The following is a 15,809-nucleotide window of genomic DNA, read 5'->3' as shown; positions in this document are numbered from 1 at the left end:
AGCAGCCGCCGCGGTCCTACGCACGGCGGCTGCTTGGGCCAACGCTGAGAAGGCAAGTGACGCCGTCGTACTTACTTGGCGCCCTCCAAGAAAATCTGCACCACTGAGGGCCGGGGTCCGCTGACCTGACCGGCGGCCGGCGAGGCTCCAGCGGCCACAAAGTCGGGGAACATGGAGGTCGGTGCACCGTAATCGCCGTCCTCACCCGGGTGTTGGACCGCAACGTAAACCATCGATTCCTCCTCGTGGATGATGGGCCCACAGGTTTCCGCTTCCCGCGGCATGGAAGCGAACTGCTGGACGTTGCCGCGGTTGCTGCCCTCCAGCCCCACCTTGAACAGTCCGTCGTTGTAACCAATCACCGAAGGTGCACCATCCGTGGATATCCAGAGATTCCCTGCCGCATCAAAGGCCAGGTTGTCAGGGCAGGAAATGGGGCTGACCTGATCCACCGGGAACCCGCCGAAGTAGGCGCTGGTGTTCTTAGCCGGATCGCCACACAGCAGGAGGATATTCCAGTTGAAGGCCGTAGCCGTGGCGTCATCACCCTTTTCGGTGATTTCAATGACGTGCCCGTCCCGGTTTTCGGTACGCGGGTTAGCCTCATCAGCCTTTGCACCCTTTTCCACGCCGCGCTTGGAGTTATTGGTGCAGGCCACATAGACCTTGCCTGTCTTTAGGCTCGGCTCCACATCTTCACAACGGTCCATTTTGGTGGCACCGGCAATGTCAGCGGCAAGCCGAGTGTAGACCAATACTTCCTGCACACCCATGCTGCTGATGGCACTCTTTCCACCAACAACCAGAGGAAGCCACTTTCCGGTGCCATCAAAATTGCCATCCGCCGGTAGCTTGCCTGTCCCGTCAATCTCCGACTCAGCACTGCCAGCGAACTGGGCCACGTACAGGTCCCCCTCGGCGAGCAGGGTCATATTGTGTGCCTTGTCGCCCTTTTTATATTTGTTCTTGGAAACGAATTTGTACAGGTAGTCAAAGCGCTCATCGTCTCCCGAGTAGGCAACCACCCTGCCATTATCGGCAACGATCACATTGGCACCTTCGTGCTTGAAACGCCCCAAACTGCTGTGTTTCTTAGGAACGGAGTTTGGGTCTTCCGGATCAATTTCAACAATGTAACCGAAGCGGTTTGGCTCGTTGCGGTGGTCCTCCCCGCGTGCGTCAAAGCGCGGGTCATCGAGCTCCCAGCCCATCTTGGTTTCTTCATCTTCCAACCCGTAGCGGCGGTCCTGCGCCGAACTGCCGTTCGTGCGGAAGAATCCGTTGAAGTTCTCTTCACCGGAGAGAATTGTGCCCCACGGGGTTGTACCGCCAGCGCAGTTCCCCAGTGTGCCCAACACGAATCGACCTTCCGGATCTGCCGCTGTCTTGACAAGATCCGATCCGGCAACCGGGCCCGTCAGCTCAAATTTTGTATCCACAGTGACACGCCTGTTCAACTTCCCACCGCGCACATAGCTCCACGGCGTACCCCTCTTGGCCCGTTCCAACTCCACCACGCTCATGCCCACGGCGTTGCGGAAAATACTGCGACGCGCAACGGTCTCGGCCTCATCCACCGGTGCCGCTGGGAACATGATCGATGGATTAACGTACTCGTGGTTACACACCAACAAACCCTTTTTGCCATCGGGTTGGCGCAAAATCTCCAAGTAGTCATTGTTGTAGCCAAACTGACCCGCCTGCGCGTCCGGCGTCTGGGCGGCAAAATCGAAGTCGGGTGTGTCCGTAAATAACGGGTCTCCCCAACGCACTATGGGTGCCCAGCCGAAGCCAGTCGGCACGTCGAACCTATCCACGGCGGCGTCCACGGCCTTGATGGGGGTGAACTCCAGTTTGCCGGAGGCAGTAGGACCCGAAGTCCCGCTGCCGGCCTCGGTTCCGCAGCCGGTAAGTACGACGGCGGCACTCAAGGCTCCGGCTAGCCCCAGTCCCAGCGCCGTCCGTCGGGTTAAGGCCAAGGAGGCGATATCGCGGAAATAACTGTTCGTTGAAGTGTTGCAAACGGCCTTGGAGCAGGCGTTGTCACACTTCAAGCTGCACGTAACAGCGCTTCGCTTACCCCTGGTGTGGCCGAGCATGGGCAAAAACATCTTCGTTGCGTTCATCGGTGACTTTCTTTGTCATTGTTCGGTGCTGCCACCGTGGCATGGGTAAAAAACCAGCCGGGTGGGAAGTTCTAAACACAGCGTGAACGCCCTGCCAACGTTTTGGTTGCGCCCTCATGGTGTGGAGCTGTCGTGGTAGGGACTTGCGCTTTGGACCGGCACAGTGTGGGCTGAACCTATGAAGAAGATTCTGGGGATTCTTGCCCTCATGCTTATGGCCCTCTTGGGCATTGTCCCGGCCGCCACCGCGGGCAGCGCACCCGCGGGCATTGCACCGGCGGGCAGCGCGGGCAGCGCGGGCAGCGCGGGCAGCGCACCGGCGCCTACGCAGGTCACTGCCACTGACATTGTGGTTGAAGACACCGCAGGAGTTTTATACCTCCCGCAGCTGATGACAGCGCTGGAGCAGATTAAATTCCACGAGCCCACCACGGTGGTGATTTACACCCGCAATGGCGCTCGAAGCGACAACTTCAACGAAAAAGTCTTGCAGTTCGCCCGTGAGAAACACCCGGAATGGATCACCGCTGACGGACAAAAATGGGCTGACGGGCTTTTTATTTTTGCTTTTGATCCTGCTGGTCGCCAGGTAGGCACCTACATGGGTGAAGACCGCAAAGTTTCACTGGGTAAACAGGAGTCAATCCAGCAAGCTTCCAAAGAGCTTTTCCGTGAAGCCCAGTGGACCGACGGCACCATTGCTGGCGTCAAGAAGGGTGCTTCGCTGATCAACCAGCCCTGGTATCTATCGGCAGCATTCATCATCACCGCAAGCGTCACAGGTGGTCTTGCGGCTCTGGGCTTTGGCACTGTGCTGATCATTCGCCGGAATAACCGGAAGAAGGCTGGCGAGCATCTTAAACGCGGTGATGCCGCTTTTTCCAGTGTCAGTCTGGCCCTGGATGTCACGGAGCTCAATGCTAAAACTATTCCGGAGTCCTCCACATACGGCTCACTGGTGCTGGAAAAATACCGCACTTTCAGCACGCGTTATCACGAAGCCGGCGAACTGAATCAACGTGTCCATTCCTTCACTGATAAGGACATGTCGAAGGGCCGCAACGTCAAGATCGTGGCCCGCTATGCCGAACTTGCGCAGGAACTGGATAACTTGGACGATGTGATTGCTGATACCAACACTCTCCTGAACAGGTATTCCGGCTGGGAAAGCGCCTGGGAGCGGCAAGTACGGCCCTTGATGGATGATATGGAGCAACTCACTGCATTGATCGCCCAACCTGAAGCGCAGGGTTTGGCAACAACAGAGGCACTGGCGTCACTACACGCCCAGAGATCTCATGATCTTGAACAGCTTGGTGGAGATTTCCAATCAAGACTCATCTCCCCCGAAGCGGCGTTGGACCGTCTCAAAGAAATGCGCGCGGAGCTGACGGTGCTACTGCAACAACATTCGGAGCTGATGATCGGTAAGTACGCAAAAACCAGTTCCGAGAAGGAAAAAATGCGTGCTGCCATGGAGCGCAGCCGCCGAGATGACATCAGCATGTCTCAAGCCACCATCTTTGGCTCCATCTACGGCTGGAACAGTTTCTATTCAGTGCATTCCTTCAACAGCGGCTACATCACAGCCCAAAGAAACGTCGATACCGCACGCAGCGACGCCAGTTCCGGCAGCAGTACAGGCTATGGATCCAGCGGCGGCAGCTTCTCTGGCTCTGGCAGCTCGTCAAGCTTCTAGCATGCTGCCGTGCACCAGGGGCAGCGGCTGCCCTTTAGTCCGCGAGCTTCACTCCATGTCCTGTGGCATCAGGAACGCTAGGTTGCTCTTCTGAATCCTCGATGTAACGTTTGGCATTTATCATCACTGCACCGGCCATCATGACGACCAAGCAAATGCCAAGCATGGCGAATGATCCCGCCCAAGAACCTGTCGTGTCATGCATGGAGCCAAAGAAAAGCGGCGCAATACCCGCCCCGGCATAGCCGATGCCTTGGCTAAAACCGGAGAGCACCGATGAGCCGTGAGTGGTCCGCGAGCGCAAATTGACCATCAGCAAAGCGGTGGCAAAGGTGCCCTGCCCCAAGCCGGCAAAGGTAACCCACAACCACGTGCCGTCCATTGGGGCCAGGTAGAGACCAACGTGACCGATGCACCAACACACCGCGAAGACACTGACAGCCACAATCGGGTTTTTCAATCGAGGAACCCACAACGGCACCAACAAGCTCACGGGCAGACCCACAATAGCGAAATATGCCAGCGCGGTGCCCGCGGTCGACGAGTCCAGACCTTGGCTGGAGAGATATGGCGGCAACCAAGTGAAATAGACGTAGGTTTGAGCGGAATTTCCAGCCAGAAAGATAGCTAGGCCCCACGCAACCGGCGAACGCCATGGCCTGAGCTTGGGAATTTCTGCCTTGTTGTTGGCAGCGGCGTTGTATGCAGCGGCGTTGTCAGCAGCGGCGTTGTTGAGGCTGGCCGCGCCCAGATGGGCGGGAGCTCCGGCGTCGTCCCGTCCATCACTAGCGATACGGTTCTTCTGCTTTCGGTCCCGCAGGAATTGGCTAACCCATGGCAGCAGGACCAGAAAACTCATCGAGGCCCACATCCCCACGGAGACCCGCCAATTACTTCCGGCAGCAACGGGTACGGCAAGTTGCGGGCTGATGGCAGTGCCAACAGCTAAAAGCGTCACGTACCCGGCGGTCAAGATACCCACGCGGTCAGGGAAGTACTTCTTAACCAGTGGTGGCAGCACCACGTTGCCAATCCCATACCCGGCCATGACCACTGCCGTGAGAGACAGGAAGGACCAGACATCAACTGTGAGGGCACGGACCAACTGCCCGCCCATGGCGAGCAGTATGGACGCAACTAGAACTTTTTCAAGCCCAAACCGACGAATCAGCACAGGCGTGCTCAGACCAAAGACGGCGAACATGAGCGGCGGCAACATGGCGAGCAGACCCGTGCTGCTGGCGTCAAAATCAAGTTCGCCGCCCAGTTCCCCCAGCAGCGGAGGAACCACGGATACGGCCGGGCGCAGACTCAGGGCCATGAGTAGAATGCCCAAAAGCGCACCGATGCGCCCTGTCCATGGCCTCTTCACCAGAAAGTTGTTCACTGCCCCACCCTAGCCAATCCCGAGCCGGCTTCGCTTATGTACTCACGATGCAAGACAAACATTTTCGGTAAGATCGTGCAGAAAATCGTGGCTTGCCACATAGGATGGTGCCAACGGGCACAGTGCACGCACCATAGACCCGCCAGACTCGCTAGACCCACCAGGAAAGAGCCGGACCACACATGGATGCCACCGATCTGGGCACTACCCTCCGGGCTAGGCGCAAATCGTTGCACCTGACACAAAACGAAACAGCTGACCTGGCCGACATCTCCACGCGAGTACTTAGCGACCTGGAAAATGGCCGGGCAACCGTGCGGTTGGACATCCTCACTGCTGTGGCATCGGCGCTGGGGATGAGCTTGAGTTTGAAAGTGTCTGGTTCATGAAGAATCCTGAAGATGCCAAAACCGTTTCTCAGGCAGTAATTTATAAGAAGGGCCAAGCGGCGGCAACATTGACCCGCTACCCCAGTCTGGGTGTTGTATTTTCCTACCTGCCCGGTTACCTCAGCGACGGCGGCACAGCGATCGCCTCCACCCTGCCGGTCCTTGACGTCCCAGTGACATTCGGCCCCGGTAACGTGCCGGCATTCTTCGCCGGCCTCCTGCCAGAAGGTGCGCGCCTGGCCAAACTGCGGTGGGCCGCAAAAACCACCCTCACCGATGAATTCTCACTGCTTCTTGCCGCGGGTGAAAATCCCGTGGGCGATGTCCAAATCGTTCCGGCTGCCACCAAACCCGAGCGCATTCCGGCACTGCTGACGGTGGACAAATCGATGGACAACGTTCGTTTTGCTGACTTTTGCGCGGAGAGCGGACCGGTGGACCGCTCCGCTTTGGCAGGTGCCCAAAACAAGGTCACGGCCTCATACCGTCACGACAAGGACCCCACCCGCGCCTATCTCCTGAAGTTCAACGATGGAAGCCACACCCGCCAGGTGGAAACGGAGTTCATGCTATTGAACAAGGCCAGGGCACTTTCAATCCCCGTGGCGGATGCCCGTTTGGTGTTCGACGGCGTTGGTCAAGCCGCGTTGCTCGTCTCACGTTTTGATAGGTCACCGGTTGGCTCGTTGGCGGTTGAGGATTGTGCCCAACTAATGGGTTTGGGGCCAAGCAGAAAATATTCGGTACCCAGTGAAGCAGTTGCTGCCACTGCAGTAAGCATGTGTGCGGCTCGCGGCTTAGCGGCGCGGAACATTTTTCTGCAGTTTCTTTTTGCCTGGTTGACGGGCAATGGTGATCTGCATGCCAAGAATATTTCCGTGCTTCAGCATCCCAATGGTGAATGGTTTATAGCTCCTGCCTACGATTTACAGTGCACACTGGCGGCGGAGATTGAGCAGGGGTTCGCCGCCGGGGTTCCCGGAGGCATCCTGACCGACCTGACTGACGGGGACCCCTCCCGTGACCCTGGTATGGCACTACCCGTGGGAGGCAGTGCGGGCAGTCGCACCGGATTGGATCGCAATGACTGGCTCCGTTTTGGCCGCGCCTTGCACATCCCGGAGCGGCTGGTGGCAAAGTGCATTGACAAGGCACTGGCAGCCTCGGTCATGACCACGGCGGAACTGCCGTTCGAGCGGCACGTGAGCAACGCCGTCGTGCGCGTTCTGGGGATTCGGCGCGCCGCAATCCAGCGGTGAAACCCACCGTAAACCCACCCGTGCACTTTTACTGACGAATTGCCGGTAAACTGTCAGCATGCCTCGAATAGCCGCCCCCACGAACGCGGCACAGCGCGCCCAAACGCAGCGTAAGATCCTCGACGCTTTCGGCGAGCTCCTGTTTACGCACGGCCTTCCGGGCCTGACAATGACTGATGTGGCCAGGACAGCGGGCGTGGGTAGAACCGCCGTCTATAACTATTTTGCCGACCTTGAACAGCTTTTGGTGGCTTACGCACTGGATGAAACCGGCAAATTTGTTACCGATCTAAAGGCCAGGTTGGATGGTCTGGCGAATCCCGTGGACCGCTTGTCCGTCTACGTGCGCGCGCAGCTTGAGGATCTCACCCGCCGGCACCTCCCGCCGGGCCCAGCCATGCGCTCGGTGCTCTCCAGTGAGTCCTTTGCAAAATTAGGTGTCCATGTTGGCGAACTTAACACCTTGCTAATAGACATTCTGCGCACGGGCATGGATCAAGGCTTCCTGCCGGAGGCTGACGTTGAAGGGTTGGTGCAGCTCATCCACGGTTCATTGACAGCCAGTGCTTCACGGCGCAACACCGAGATCCCCGATGAAGAGAACATTGCCGCGGCGGTGAGGTTTATCCAAGCGGGCGTTGGCGCTACTTTCGATGAGCAAGGCCGACCAACCGTTCTTGCTTAGCGGCGTTTTCTAGCGCTCAGCTGGGGCCAGAGCGGCTAGGGCAGCCTGACTATCCGCCAATTGGCGCGGTGACCGCCGGTTCGCTGGGCGGTGGGCTGGGTGGTGGGCTGAGCCGCGGGCAAGAGAGAGCTCCCGGGGTTTGATCCACTTTGGGCGGGGCCACAAGTCCGTTGAACAGGCCTGTCACAATCACATCGACAGTGCCGTCCGCACGGTCATCTTGGACATATTCGGAGTTGGGGAAGTTTCGCTGCATATTAAAGGCCGCGGCATGGCCGCTAGATCCTGAAATAACAACCGTCGGCGAGGCATAGTCCGTGGACTTATTCTCGATCGCCTTGACGGGATAACCGCGCTTCGTCAGCTCCTTCGCCACCTGGCCGGCTTTACCTTCGATGCTCCCGCCGTTATAAACGTTCACTGTGACGGTTTTATTGGCGGGGTAGTCAAGTGTTTCAGCGGGGCAAATTTCCGGCGTCGGGGTGGGTTTGTCGGCCCCCAATTTCAGTACGAGCTCCCCCCTTTGCACCATACCCACTAGTACGACGGCGGCTACCACCAGCGCTATCAGCAGCACCAAAGTGACGCCGTGGGTGATGCGACGCCGCACCGTGCTGGAAGAGATTTCCGGTGTTTCGGGATCCGGGAAAGCTTCGGCAAGTCCCTGCGAGTCAACAATATGATGCCCACGCCACGACGTCCCGTCCTTGGCCCTTTTACGTTTCATGCGTAGCTCATAGGCGGCGTCAAGGGCTTGCCGGCGCGCTTCTCGAACCACTCTTCGCTTTTCACGTGGGGTCAAGAGGACCTCATCGACAGAGTCGGGTGCGGAGGAAGAGCTCTTGGGCGGTTCCTCCGGGCGCCTAGTCATCAATCACCAAAACTCGGGCGTGCAGGATGGTGCGCTGGTGCAGGGCGGTACGGACAGCTCGATGCAGTCCGTCCTCCAGGTACAGCGTGTCGCGCCATTGCACTACGTGCGGGAATAAGTCGCCAAAAAATGTGGAGTCCTCGGCCAGAAGCGCTTCAAGGTCCAACTGTGCTTTGGTAGTGACAAGTTCAGCCAACCTGACCTGGCGCGGCGCAACACCCGCCCAGTCTTTGGGCGTTATGTAGCCATGGTCTGGGTACGGGCGTTTGTCGCCAACAGCTTTGAAGATCACCTCTTCAGACTAGGGACTTCACGTCCCTAAAGGAACTGTCGTGCCATCGAACCGCGGAGTGTGTTGCCAAAAGGTTACCGAAACTGGTCTTCCGCACGCAGCGCTGGGATCATGGATCCATGACTTTATTGCAACCTCCGCTTGCCTTGCTCCTTGATGTGGACGGCCCGCTAGCCAGCCCAGTGAACCGCCGGGTGTCACCTGAGATCATCACTAACCTGATTGAGCTGGTCCGTCGAGGCATCCCGGTGGTCTTCAACACCGGACGATCTGATGCATTCATCGCCGAGCAACTCATGGCGCCGATGCTTGTTGCCGGGCTACCGGCAGGCTCCGTGGTGCATGCCATCTGCGAAAAGGGTGCTGTGTGGTTTAGTTTCACCCCCGAGGGTTCGGGTCCAGTTCACGTGGATGATTCCCTTGTGATGCCCGCAGCATTTGGCGATGAGATTCGAGATCTTGTGGCCGCCAAATATGCCAGCCACATGTTCTTTGACGAGACCAAACGGGCCATGGTCTCCGTAGAGCAGCACGTTGACGTGGACAGCAGCGGCTACTTGACCCAGCAAGAAGCGTTCGACGCCGATGCGCTGGCTTTGCTGGCGACCCACGACTTGGGTGCTGTGCGCCTTGAGCACCGGGCGCCGGCGTCAACGGGCCGTATTGATTACCGCGTTGATCCGTCGATTATTTCCACAGATATAGAGTCAGTGCGTTTGGGTAAGGATCTGGGGGCCAGCCGCGCAGTTGAACTGCTGGCAGCTCAAGGCATTATTCCCCAGGCCTGGCGCACGGTGGGCGATTCCCGCACGGACTACGCCATGGCCGACTGGCTCCACCATCAGGATCACCAGGTCAAACATGTGGATGTACGGCCGGCTGAGGGCGTTCCCGCCAAGCCCTACCCCATTATGACTGCCGCTGATCTGAGGCTTGGTGACGAGGTGATCAACGACTTTGCCGGGGCTGCGTTCCTGCAATTTTGGTTGGACGCCCTGCCCCACTAACCATCGCTCGCTCACTCCACGTCCGTTTTTTTCTGACGCTCGCTCACTCCACGTTGTGTTTCAGCTGACGCTCGCTCAGTCCACGTTGTGTTTCAGCTGACGCTCGCTCACGTGGATGAGCGAGCGTTTCGCAAAACAGGACGTGGAGTGAGCGAGCGTCTCAGGGGTGTGTGGTTAAACGAAAGAAGACCCGGAATCTTTATGATTCCAGGTCTTCCGCTGGCGGAGGATGGGGGATTTGAACCCCCGAGGGCGTTAACCCAACACGCGTTCCAGGCGTGCGCCATAGGCCGCTAGGCGAATCCTCCAGCTTGCTGTGCGAAACACAGCAGGTTCAAGAGTACCTGACAAAGTACCCAAGTCACGAATCGAAGCGGGCTCTTTTTGGTGATGGCAAGAAATAAGGGCAATACGGCCCCGTTCAAGCCCCACCGCCCTCATTCCCCCCTAGCGGTCAATGCCAAAGGCAGACCATGCAGCAGGATCGGGCACGCAAGGCACCCAAGCGTCGCAGTCAGCGGTGCTCCGCCGCCTCTACAACACCTATCCAACTTTACAAGATTGTCATATTCGCCCGTCACTAATGCGACGTTTAGACGTAACAACGAGTTTCGACAGCACTCACTTCACCCATTCGTGGCCGAAATCAGTACCCAGCCCGCATAGCCAGCGCTGCTGTGACAAAACCTGAGAGCGCAAACGCTATGGTCATGATCCACAGGAGTATCTGCTGACCTGAATGGCGATGAACACGCTGAGAGGAGTGGGTTGAAAACACTTCAATACGTGCCAGCGCCAAAATTCCCGTGCAAAAAGCCAGCACCCAGAAAATCCATTCAAAGAAACCATAAGTCAACATGGCGGTCCGCTCCCTACAGTGGCCCAAGCAACGCAGGGGCCAAACGTTGCGGGACCGGGTTGGCAATGGCATCGGTGCCCCTATGAGGTGAAGCTACCACCGCGGGCAAGGAATTGATACGCCTTCCTAGTTGCAGCTGGATTCGCACGCATCGCAACAGTCGGGTAGGCTGTTTTTCGGCCCCTCATGTGGCGTCACCCTGTGAACTCCCCCAGGACCGGAAGGTAGCAAGGGTAAGCGGGCTCTGGCGGGTGCATGAGGGGTCTTTACTTTTCCCAAAAACTTATCCCCAAATTTGCCCAGTCTGCGGCTCCGACCGGCATTTTGTCAGGCAGATTAGATAGGGTATCAACTGTGAGTGCACCAACAGCCCTGTATCGCCGGTACCGTCCCGATTCGTTTGCCACAGTCATCGGTCAGGAACACGTCACGGGTCCCCTAATGGCTGCCCTGGAGAAGAACCGAGTCAACCACGCCTACTTGTTTTCAGGCCCACGCGGTTGCGGAAAAACCACATCGGCCCGAATTCTTGCCCGCTGCCTGAACTGCGCCAAGGGCCCCACGGCGAATCCTTGCGGTGAATGCGATAGCTGCGTGGAGCTTGCGCGCGGAGGCTCCGGCTCCCTGGACGTTATAGAAATTGATGCCGCCAGCCACGGTGGCGTTGACGATGCGCGCGATCTGCGTGAACGCGCCACGTTTGCCCCCATCCGTGACCGCTATAAAATCTTCATCATTGACGAAGCCCATATGGTCACATCTGCCGGCTTCAACGCCCTGCTAAAGATCGTTGAAGAACCGCCGGAGCACATCAAGTTCATCTTTGCCACCACCGAACCTGACAAGGTGATTGGCACCATCCGCTCCCGCACGCACCATTATCCTTTCCGGCTGGTGCCACCCGAGCCGTTGATGGCTTATTTGGCACAACTGTGCGAACAAGAGCAGGTTGCTGTTGCCCCCGGTGTCTTATCCCTTGTTGTCCGCGCCGGTGGCGGTTCAGTGCGCGATTCCCTTTCAGTTCTTGACCAGTTGATGGCTGGGGCCGGAGCGGCCGGTCTTGACTACGATCTAGCAATCGACCTGCTTGGCTACACCCACTCCTCGCTGCTCGATGATGTTGTTGAGGCGTTGGCCGCCAGCGACTCCGCCACCGTGTTCAAGTCGGTGGATAGGGTTGTGCAAACCGGTCACGATCCCCGTCGTTTCGTGGAAGACCTCCTCGAACGTTTCCGTGATCTCATCATTGTTCAGGCCATGCCGGAAAGTGCCCACGCCATTTTGCGCGGCACACCCGATGAGCTCATTGCCCGCATGCAAACACAGGCAGCCCAATTAGGTGCCGCTGAACTTTCCCGGGCTGCGGACGTTACCAACGCGGCCTTCAACGAAATGACTGGCGCAACATCGCCACGCCTGCACCTTGAACTATTAGGCGCACGTCTTCTGCTGCCCGGAACTGACTCCTCCGTTCGAGGCATGGCAACCCGACTTGACCAGTTGGAACGTCGCCTTAACTACGCCGGAACCCCCACTGCGGCTCCAGCAGGCAATCCGGGCGCTGGGGCTGCCCAAGCAGCCCAGCCCGCACAGACCCCTGCCCCCGAACATTTTGCCCCTCAAAGTTCGACGCCGTTCCCCGCCGATCCTGCTGGCGACACCTCAGGTGGCGGGTTGGCTGCCGTACGTGCACAGCTGGCACGGGCAAAAGAGGCTGCCGGGGCCGAAGTTGCGGCACGCCGAGCACCCGCCGCTGCTCCCGCGCAGGATTGGGCAACTACCGCGAACCAACCGCAGACCCCTGCACAAGCCCCCCCTCAGCAGGAACCAGCAGCAGCCCAAACGGCGCCCACGTGGGATGATCTGCCAACACCTGCTGAGAATCAAAAAGCTACAACGCCGCAAAGTAGCGCACAAGAGCCCGACGCACCTACTACTGCTGCTACTAAAGCAAGCACTGGCGCTACCGCGCCCACTGTAAATACGGCTCCCGCTGCACCCGGCCAAGGTTCAGCCAGCAATGAATCAGCCGGTGCTGTGAGCACTGGCTCATCAGGCATTGAAGTCATTCGTCGGGCCTGGCCGGAAATTTTGGGAGCCCTGCGCAGCATCCGTATGGCGTCCTGGGCCATGGTGAATCAAAACGTTGTGCCACAAGTATTTGACGGACGGGAACTCCGCGTCGGCCTGCCCTCATCTGGTCTCATCGAAACGTTCAGCAACAACGGCCACCTGGAAAACTTGCAACAGGCCATCAACCAGGTGCTTGGCATGAGCGTACAGATATTGCCCGCCGACGGCGAAGCCCCCGCTACGAGAGCGAGCGCTGAGCCAAACCCAAAAGTTCAACCCGGTAACCCTTCACAGGAACGTGAAGGGGATCATGGCAATGCCACAGCGCCGGAGAATGTAGCTGCACAGCAAGAACGCCCCACCGCCGCCCCGGCTCCAGTGCGGCGAGACTCTTGGGGTTTACCCATTGCTGAACCAACTGATGCCAACCCCGCGCAAAAACAGCCGCAGCCTGGCGAATCCGCTGAAACCCAGCCTTCTCCTGGAACTCAAAAGCCTACCCTCGCCCAGGCGCCGTGGGACGGGCCCACTGAGCCAAGCGATCTTTGGGACGAACCCCATCCGGATTCCTACCCGCCGGCTGATTATGCTCCAGCTGACCCCTACGATCCCTCAGCAACCCAACCTGAGGCCGGAAGCCACCAGCAACCAGCCCAGGAAACATCCACCGGGTCGCGCTCAGAAGAACAACCGGCTAGCGAAAAGACACCCGTCCCCGCCTATTCACCACCAAAGGTTTCACCCATTTCGGCGTGGACCACGGGCTGGGATACCCCTGCCGCTGCACCAGTGAGTGCGGCTCCGATGGAAGCTGAGGCGCCCAGACGCAGCGCCATGCTGGCTGAACAAATTGCCCAGCGCTCAGACCAGCAGGGGAACCAGCCTGCCCAACCGGATTGGAGCGCCTCGCTGGGCCAAACAAGCCGGCAGAATGTTGCCGATCCGGGGTGGGGTTCCATTTCCAACGCCCCGGACTGGGCACAAGGAACCACCAAAGGAGCCGGCCAAGATTCCAGTAGCGATGCCGGTCAAGGCGGAAACACAGGGTTAAGCACAGGGTCAAATGCAGCTTCAGAAGCAGGATTAGACACAGCTAAGGACGAAGCGGCATCTGCAGAAGTAGCTGAAGAATCCCCAGGAGCCTCAAGCTCCATAACGGAAACTACACCACCGCAAGCGCCTGGTTTCAACACGGCACAGGAAACAATCAGCTCGCCGCTGGGTGCTTCCACCACGTATCCAACTGTTGCCACAGTGAGCGTCCCGGCAAGCCCCGTGGAAATAAGCCCCGTGGAAACGGATACGGCGCAGCAGCAGGAGGCTCCGGCGCCGAAGGAGGCATCTAATAGTGCCGCCCAGACTGGCGCCAAACAGAGCATGTACCATCGTCTCTCCAACAGCACCGAAGCTCAGGCTGCTCGCGCACAGGCGCCATCACTGGCAGCCCCCAAGCCGTATGTTGAGGACGTTCCAAGTCCTGACGACGTGACACTGGAGGAATCCGGAGTGGTGGGTCAAGCCGCGGTTGAGCGTATTCTAGGCGGAGTATTGATCGAAGAGCGGCAGTTGAACCCGTCAAACTGACCAAACACGGCACTGCGACTAACCTGCGACTAACATTGTGAAACCATAGATTTTGAACCAATAGACAAGAGGCATTGTGTACGAGGGAGCAGTTCAAGAGCTTATCGATGAGCTGGGGCGTTTGCCTGGAATCGGGCCTAAATCTGCCCAGCGGCTTGCTTTCCATATTCTGGAGGCCGACGCCGAGGATATGCAACGCTTGGTTAAGTCGATCGTGACTGTCAAGGAACGCGTAAAGTTCTGCACCGTATGCTTCAATGTCACCGAGTCCGAACTGTGCAATATCTGCCGTGATTCGCGCCGGGATCCGACCATTATTTGTGTGGTGGAGGAATCTAAAGACGTCCTTGCAGTGGAACGGACCAGGGCCTTCCGCGGCCGGTACCACGTGCTGGGGGGCTCAATTAATCCAATAGCGGGTATTGGTCCTGACCAGCTGCGCATCCGCGAACTACTGACGCGCCTGAACGACAGCCAGATTCAGGAAATCATTATCGCTACCGACCCCAACCTCGAAGGCGAGGCCACGGCCACTTACCTCTCGCGCATGCTCAAAACCATCGGCATCGCAGTGACCCGGCTGGCCTCCGGTCTACCTGTGGGCGGAGACTTGGAATACGCGGATGAGGTCACGCTTGGCCGTGCCTTTGAAGGCCGTCGCAACGCTCTCACCTAAAGGTTGCGGACCCGCACCGGCTAGCGTTTCGGCGTAGATTCAGCCACCTCCGCAAGCCGCTGTTTTGTGGGTGTACCGGCGGTGGGCACGTACAAGACAAAATGCAGATCTGGAACGTCGGAAGGCACCAGCCGGTGCTGGTCAAAAACCAGTTCGCCAACAACCGGGTGCACAAACACGCGTTGCCGCGAAGCGAACCCTTTCACGCTATGGCGGGCCCAAATTTGTGCAAATTCAGGGCTGGCCGCCTGCAACTTCGCCACAATAACGGCATGTGTCATCGAGCCCAGCCGGGGTCCGGCCTCTGCCCGGAATTCTGCGACGAAATGTTGTGAGGTAACGTCCCAGTCCGGCAGCATTCGATGCAAAGCCGGATCAGTGAAAATCAGCCACAACAGGTTCCGCTGCTCAGGGGCAACCTCCGAAATACGTGAATATAGGCATTCGTAGGCGTGATTCCATCCAGCGATCCCCCACCCAGGGGCCACCGCAAAGGCCGGAAAATCCCAAGCATCTAACAGGGCCTGCAGATGTGGGGGCACAGACTCTATGACAGTTCCAGTGGCTGGTTCGGCTACGTGGCCTCCCAGCGCCAGAACATAGGCCGCCTCAGCCGTGCTGAGTCGGAGTACCCGGCCAACAGATTCAAGGACTTGGCGGGAAGCATTAATGTCCCGCCCCTGCTCCAACCAGGTGTACCAAGTCACACTAACGGCAGAGAAAGCGGCAATCTCTTCGCGCCTCAAGCCCATCATGCGGCTTCGTCCTATAGGTGGCAAGCCATGCTCCGCACGGACTAACGCCCCGCGGCGGTCCCGGAGAAACTGACCCAGCTCACGCCGTCGTTCTTCATTCATTTGAACAAATCTAGCACTGCCACTACTAGTAGCAGCACCGTCTTC

The 15,809-nt window shown here is 58.4% G+C and carries 13 protein-coding genes, 1 tRNA gene and 1 other RNA gene; 8 read left to right on the top strand and 7 right to left on the bottom strand.

Going from position 1 to position 15,809, the window contains the following annotated elements; all coding sequences use genetic code 11:
• Nucleotides 1-71: 71 nt before the first annotated feature.
• Nucleotides 72-2,126, bottom strand: a complete 2,055-nt coding sequence (locus QMG40_RS06595; RefSeq protein ID WP_283529263.1) for a PhoX family protein — start codon at nucleotides 2,124-2,126, stop codon at nucleotides 72-74.
• Between the two features lie 178 nt (nucleotides 2,127-2,304).
• Between QMG40_RS06595 and QMG40_RS06590 the strand changes: the two genes are divergently transcribed.
• Nucleotides 2,305-3,825 carry a DUF5129 domain-containing protein gene (locus tag QMG40_RS06590; protein WP_283529261.1) on the top strand — a complete coding sequence of 507 codons (1,521 nt, stop codon included), beginning with the start codon at nucleotides 2,305-2,307 and terminating at the stop codon, nucleotides 3,823-3,825.
• 34 nt (nucleotides 3,826-3,859) lie between these two features.
• Here QMG40_RS06590 and QMG40_RS06585 read toward each other — a convergent pair whose 3' ends face one another.
• Nucleotides 3,860-5,212: an MFS transporter gene (locus QMG40_RS06585; protein ID WP_283529259.1), complete on the bottom strand. Its 1,353-nt coding sequence runs from the start codon at nucleotides 5,210-5,212 to the stop codon at nucleotides 3,860-3,862.
• Between the two features lie 182 nt (nucleotides 5,213-5,394).
• Between QMG40_RS06585 and QMG40_RS06580 the strand changes: the two genes are divergently transcribed.
• The 3 genes from QMG40_RS06580 to QMG40_RS06570 are packed head-to-tail and all read left to right on the top strand — an operon-like array spanning nucleotide 5,395 to nucleotide 7,545.
• Nucleotides 5,395-5,601 (top strand): helix-turn-helix domain-containing protein, encoded by a 207-nt coding sequence (locus QMG40_RS06580; protein WP_283529257.1) that lies wholly within the window; start codon nucleotides 5,395-5,397, stop codon nucleotides 5,599-5,601.
• Nucleotides 5,598-6,860, top strand: a complete 1,263-nt coding sequence (locus QMG40_RS06575; RefSeq protein ID WP_283529255.1) for a type II toxin-antitoxin system HipA family toxin — start codon at nucleotides 5,598-5,600, stop codon at nucleotides 6,858-6,860. The genes QMG40_RS06580 and QMG40_RS06575 overlap by 4 nt, the downstream gene beginning before the upstream one ends.
• Before the next feature lie 58 nt (nucleotides 6,861-6,918).
• Complete coding sequence (locus tag QMG40_RS06570; RefSeq protein WP_283529253.1) at nucleotides 6,919-7,545, top strand: TetR/AcrR family transcriptional regulator; 627 nt, start codon at nucleotides 6,919-6,921, stop codon at nucleotides 7,543-7,545.
• 49 nt (nucleotides 7,546-7,594) lie between these two features.
• Here QMG40_RS06570 and QMG40_RS06565 read toward each other — a convergent pair whose 3' ends face one another.
• Nucleotides 7,595-8,272 carry a LytR C-terminal domain-containing protein gene (locus QMG40_RS06565; RefSeq protein ID WP_283529251.1) on the bottom strand — a complete coding sequence of 226 codons (678 nt, stop codon included), beginning with the start codon at nucleotides 8,270-8,272 and terminating at the stop codon, nucleotides 7,595-7,597.
• A gap of 136 nt (nucleotides 8,273-8,408) precedes the next feature.
• Nucleotides 8,409-8,708 (bottom strand): type II toxin-antitoxin system VapB family antitoxin, encoded by a 300-nt coding sequence (locus QMG40_RS06560; protein ID WP_283529249.1) that lies wholly within the window; start codon nucleotides 8,706-8,708, stop codon nucleotides 8,409-8,411.
• Nucleotides 8,709-8,827: 119 nt separating this feature from the next.
• Between QMG40_RS06560 and QMG40_RS06555 the strand changes: the two genes are divergently transcribed.
• Nucleotides 8,828-9,715, top strand: coding sequence for a Cof-type HAD-IIB family hydrolase (locus QMG40_RS06555; protein ID WP_283529247.1), 888 nt, complete (start codon nucleotides 8,828-8,830; stop codon nucleotides 9,713-9,715).
• A 220-nt stretch (nucleotides 9,716-9,935) separates the two neighbouring features.
• Here the strand turns inward: QMG40_RS06555 and QMG40_RS06550 are convergent.
• Nucleotides 9,936-10,023: transfer RNA gene (locus tag QMG40_RS06550), tRNA-Ser, on the bottom strand.
• A gap of 338 nt (nucleotides 10,024-10,361) precedes the next feature.
• The gene (locus QMG40_RS06545; RefSeq protein WP_283529244.1) at nucleotides 10,362-10,574 is read right to left on the bottom strand and encodes a hypothetical protein; all 213 of its coding nucleotides are present in this window, start codon (nucleotides 10,572-10,574) and stop codon (nucleotides 10,362-10,364) included.
• Nucleotides 10,575-10,749: 175 nt separating this feature from the next.
• Between QMG40_RS06545 and ffs the strand changes: the two genes are divergently transcribed.
• The 3 genes from ffs (at nucleotide 10,750) to recR (ending at nucleotide 14,907) form a co-directional block, all read left to right on the top strand.
• An RNA gene (ffs, locus tag QMG40_RS06540) (signal recognition particle sRNA small type) lies at nucleotides 10,750-10,845 on the top strand.
• Between the two features lie 83 nt (nucleotides 10,846-10,928).
• Nucleotides 10,929-14,231 carry a DNA polymerase III subunit gamma and tau gene (locus QMG40_RS06535; protein WP_283529242.1) on the top strand — a complete coding sequence of 1,101 codons (3,303 nt, stop codon included), beginning with the start codon at nucleotides 10,929-10,931 and terminating at the stop codon, nucleotides 14,229-14,231.
• A gap of 76 nt (nucleotides 14,232-14,307) precedes the next feature.
• Nucleotides 14,308-14,907, top strand: coding sequence for a recombination mediator RecR (recR, locus tag QMG40_RS06530; protein WP_283529240.1), 600 nt, complete (start codon nucleotides 14,308-14,310; stop codon nucleotides 14,905-14,907).
• A gap of 20 nt (nucleotides 14,908-14,927) precedes the next feature.
• Here the strand turns inward: recR and QMG40_RS06525 are convergent, their stop codons facing one another.
• Entirely contained in the window at nucleotides 14,928-15,764 is an 837-nt protein-coding gene (locus QMG40_RS06525; protein WP_283529238.1) for a helix-turn-helix transcriptional regulator, read from the bottom strand.
• Between the last annotated feature and the right edge of the window lie 45 nt (nucleotides 15,765-15,809).

Origin of the sequence: Arthrobacter antibioticus, from assembly GCF_030063205.1 — a bacterium.
GTDB lineage: Bacteria > Actinomycetota > Actinomycetes > Actinomycetales > Micrococcaceae > Specibacter.
Note: the sequence above shows the minus strand (reverse complement) of the source record. Positions and strands in the feature narration are given on the sequence as shown.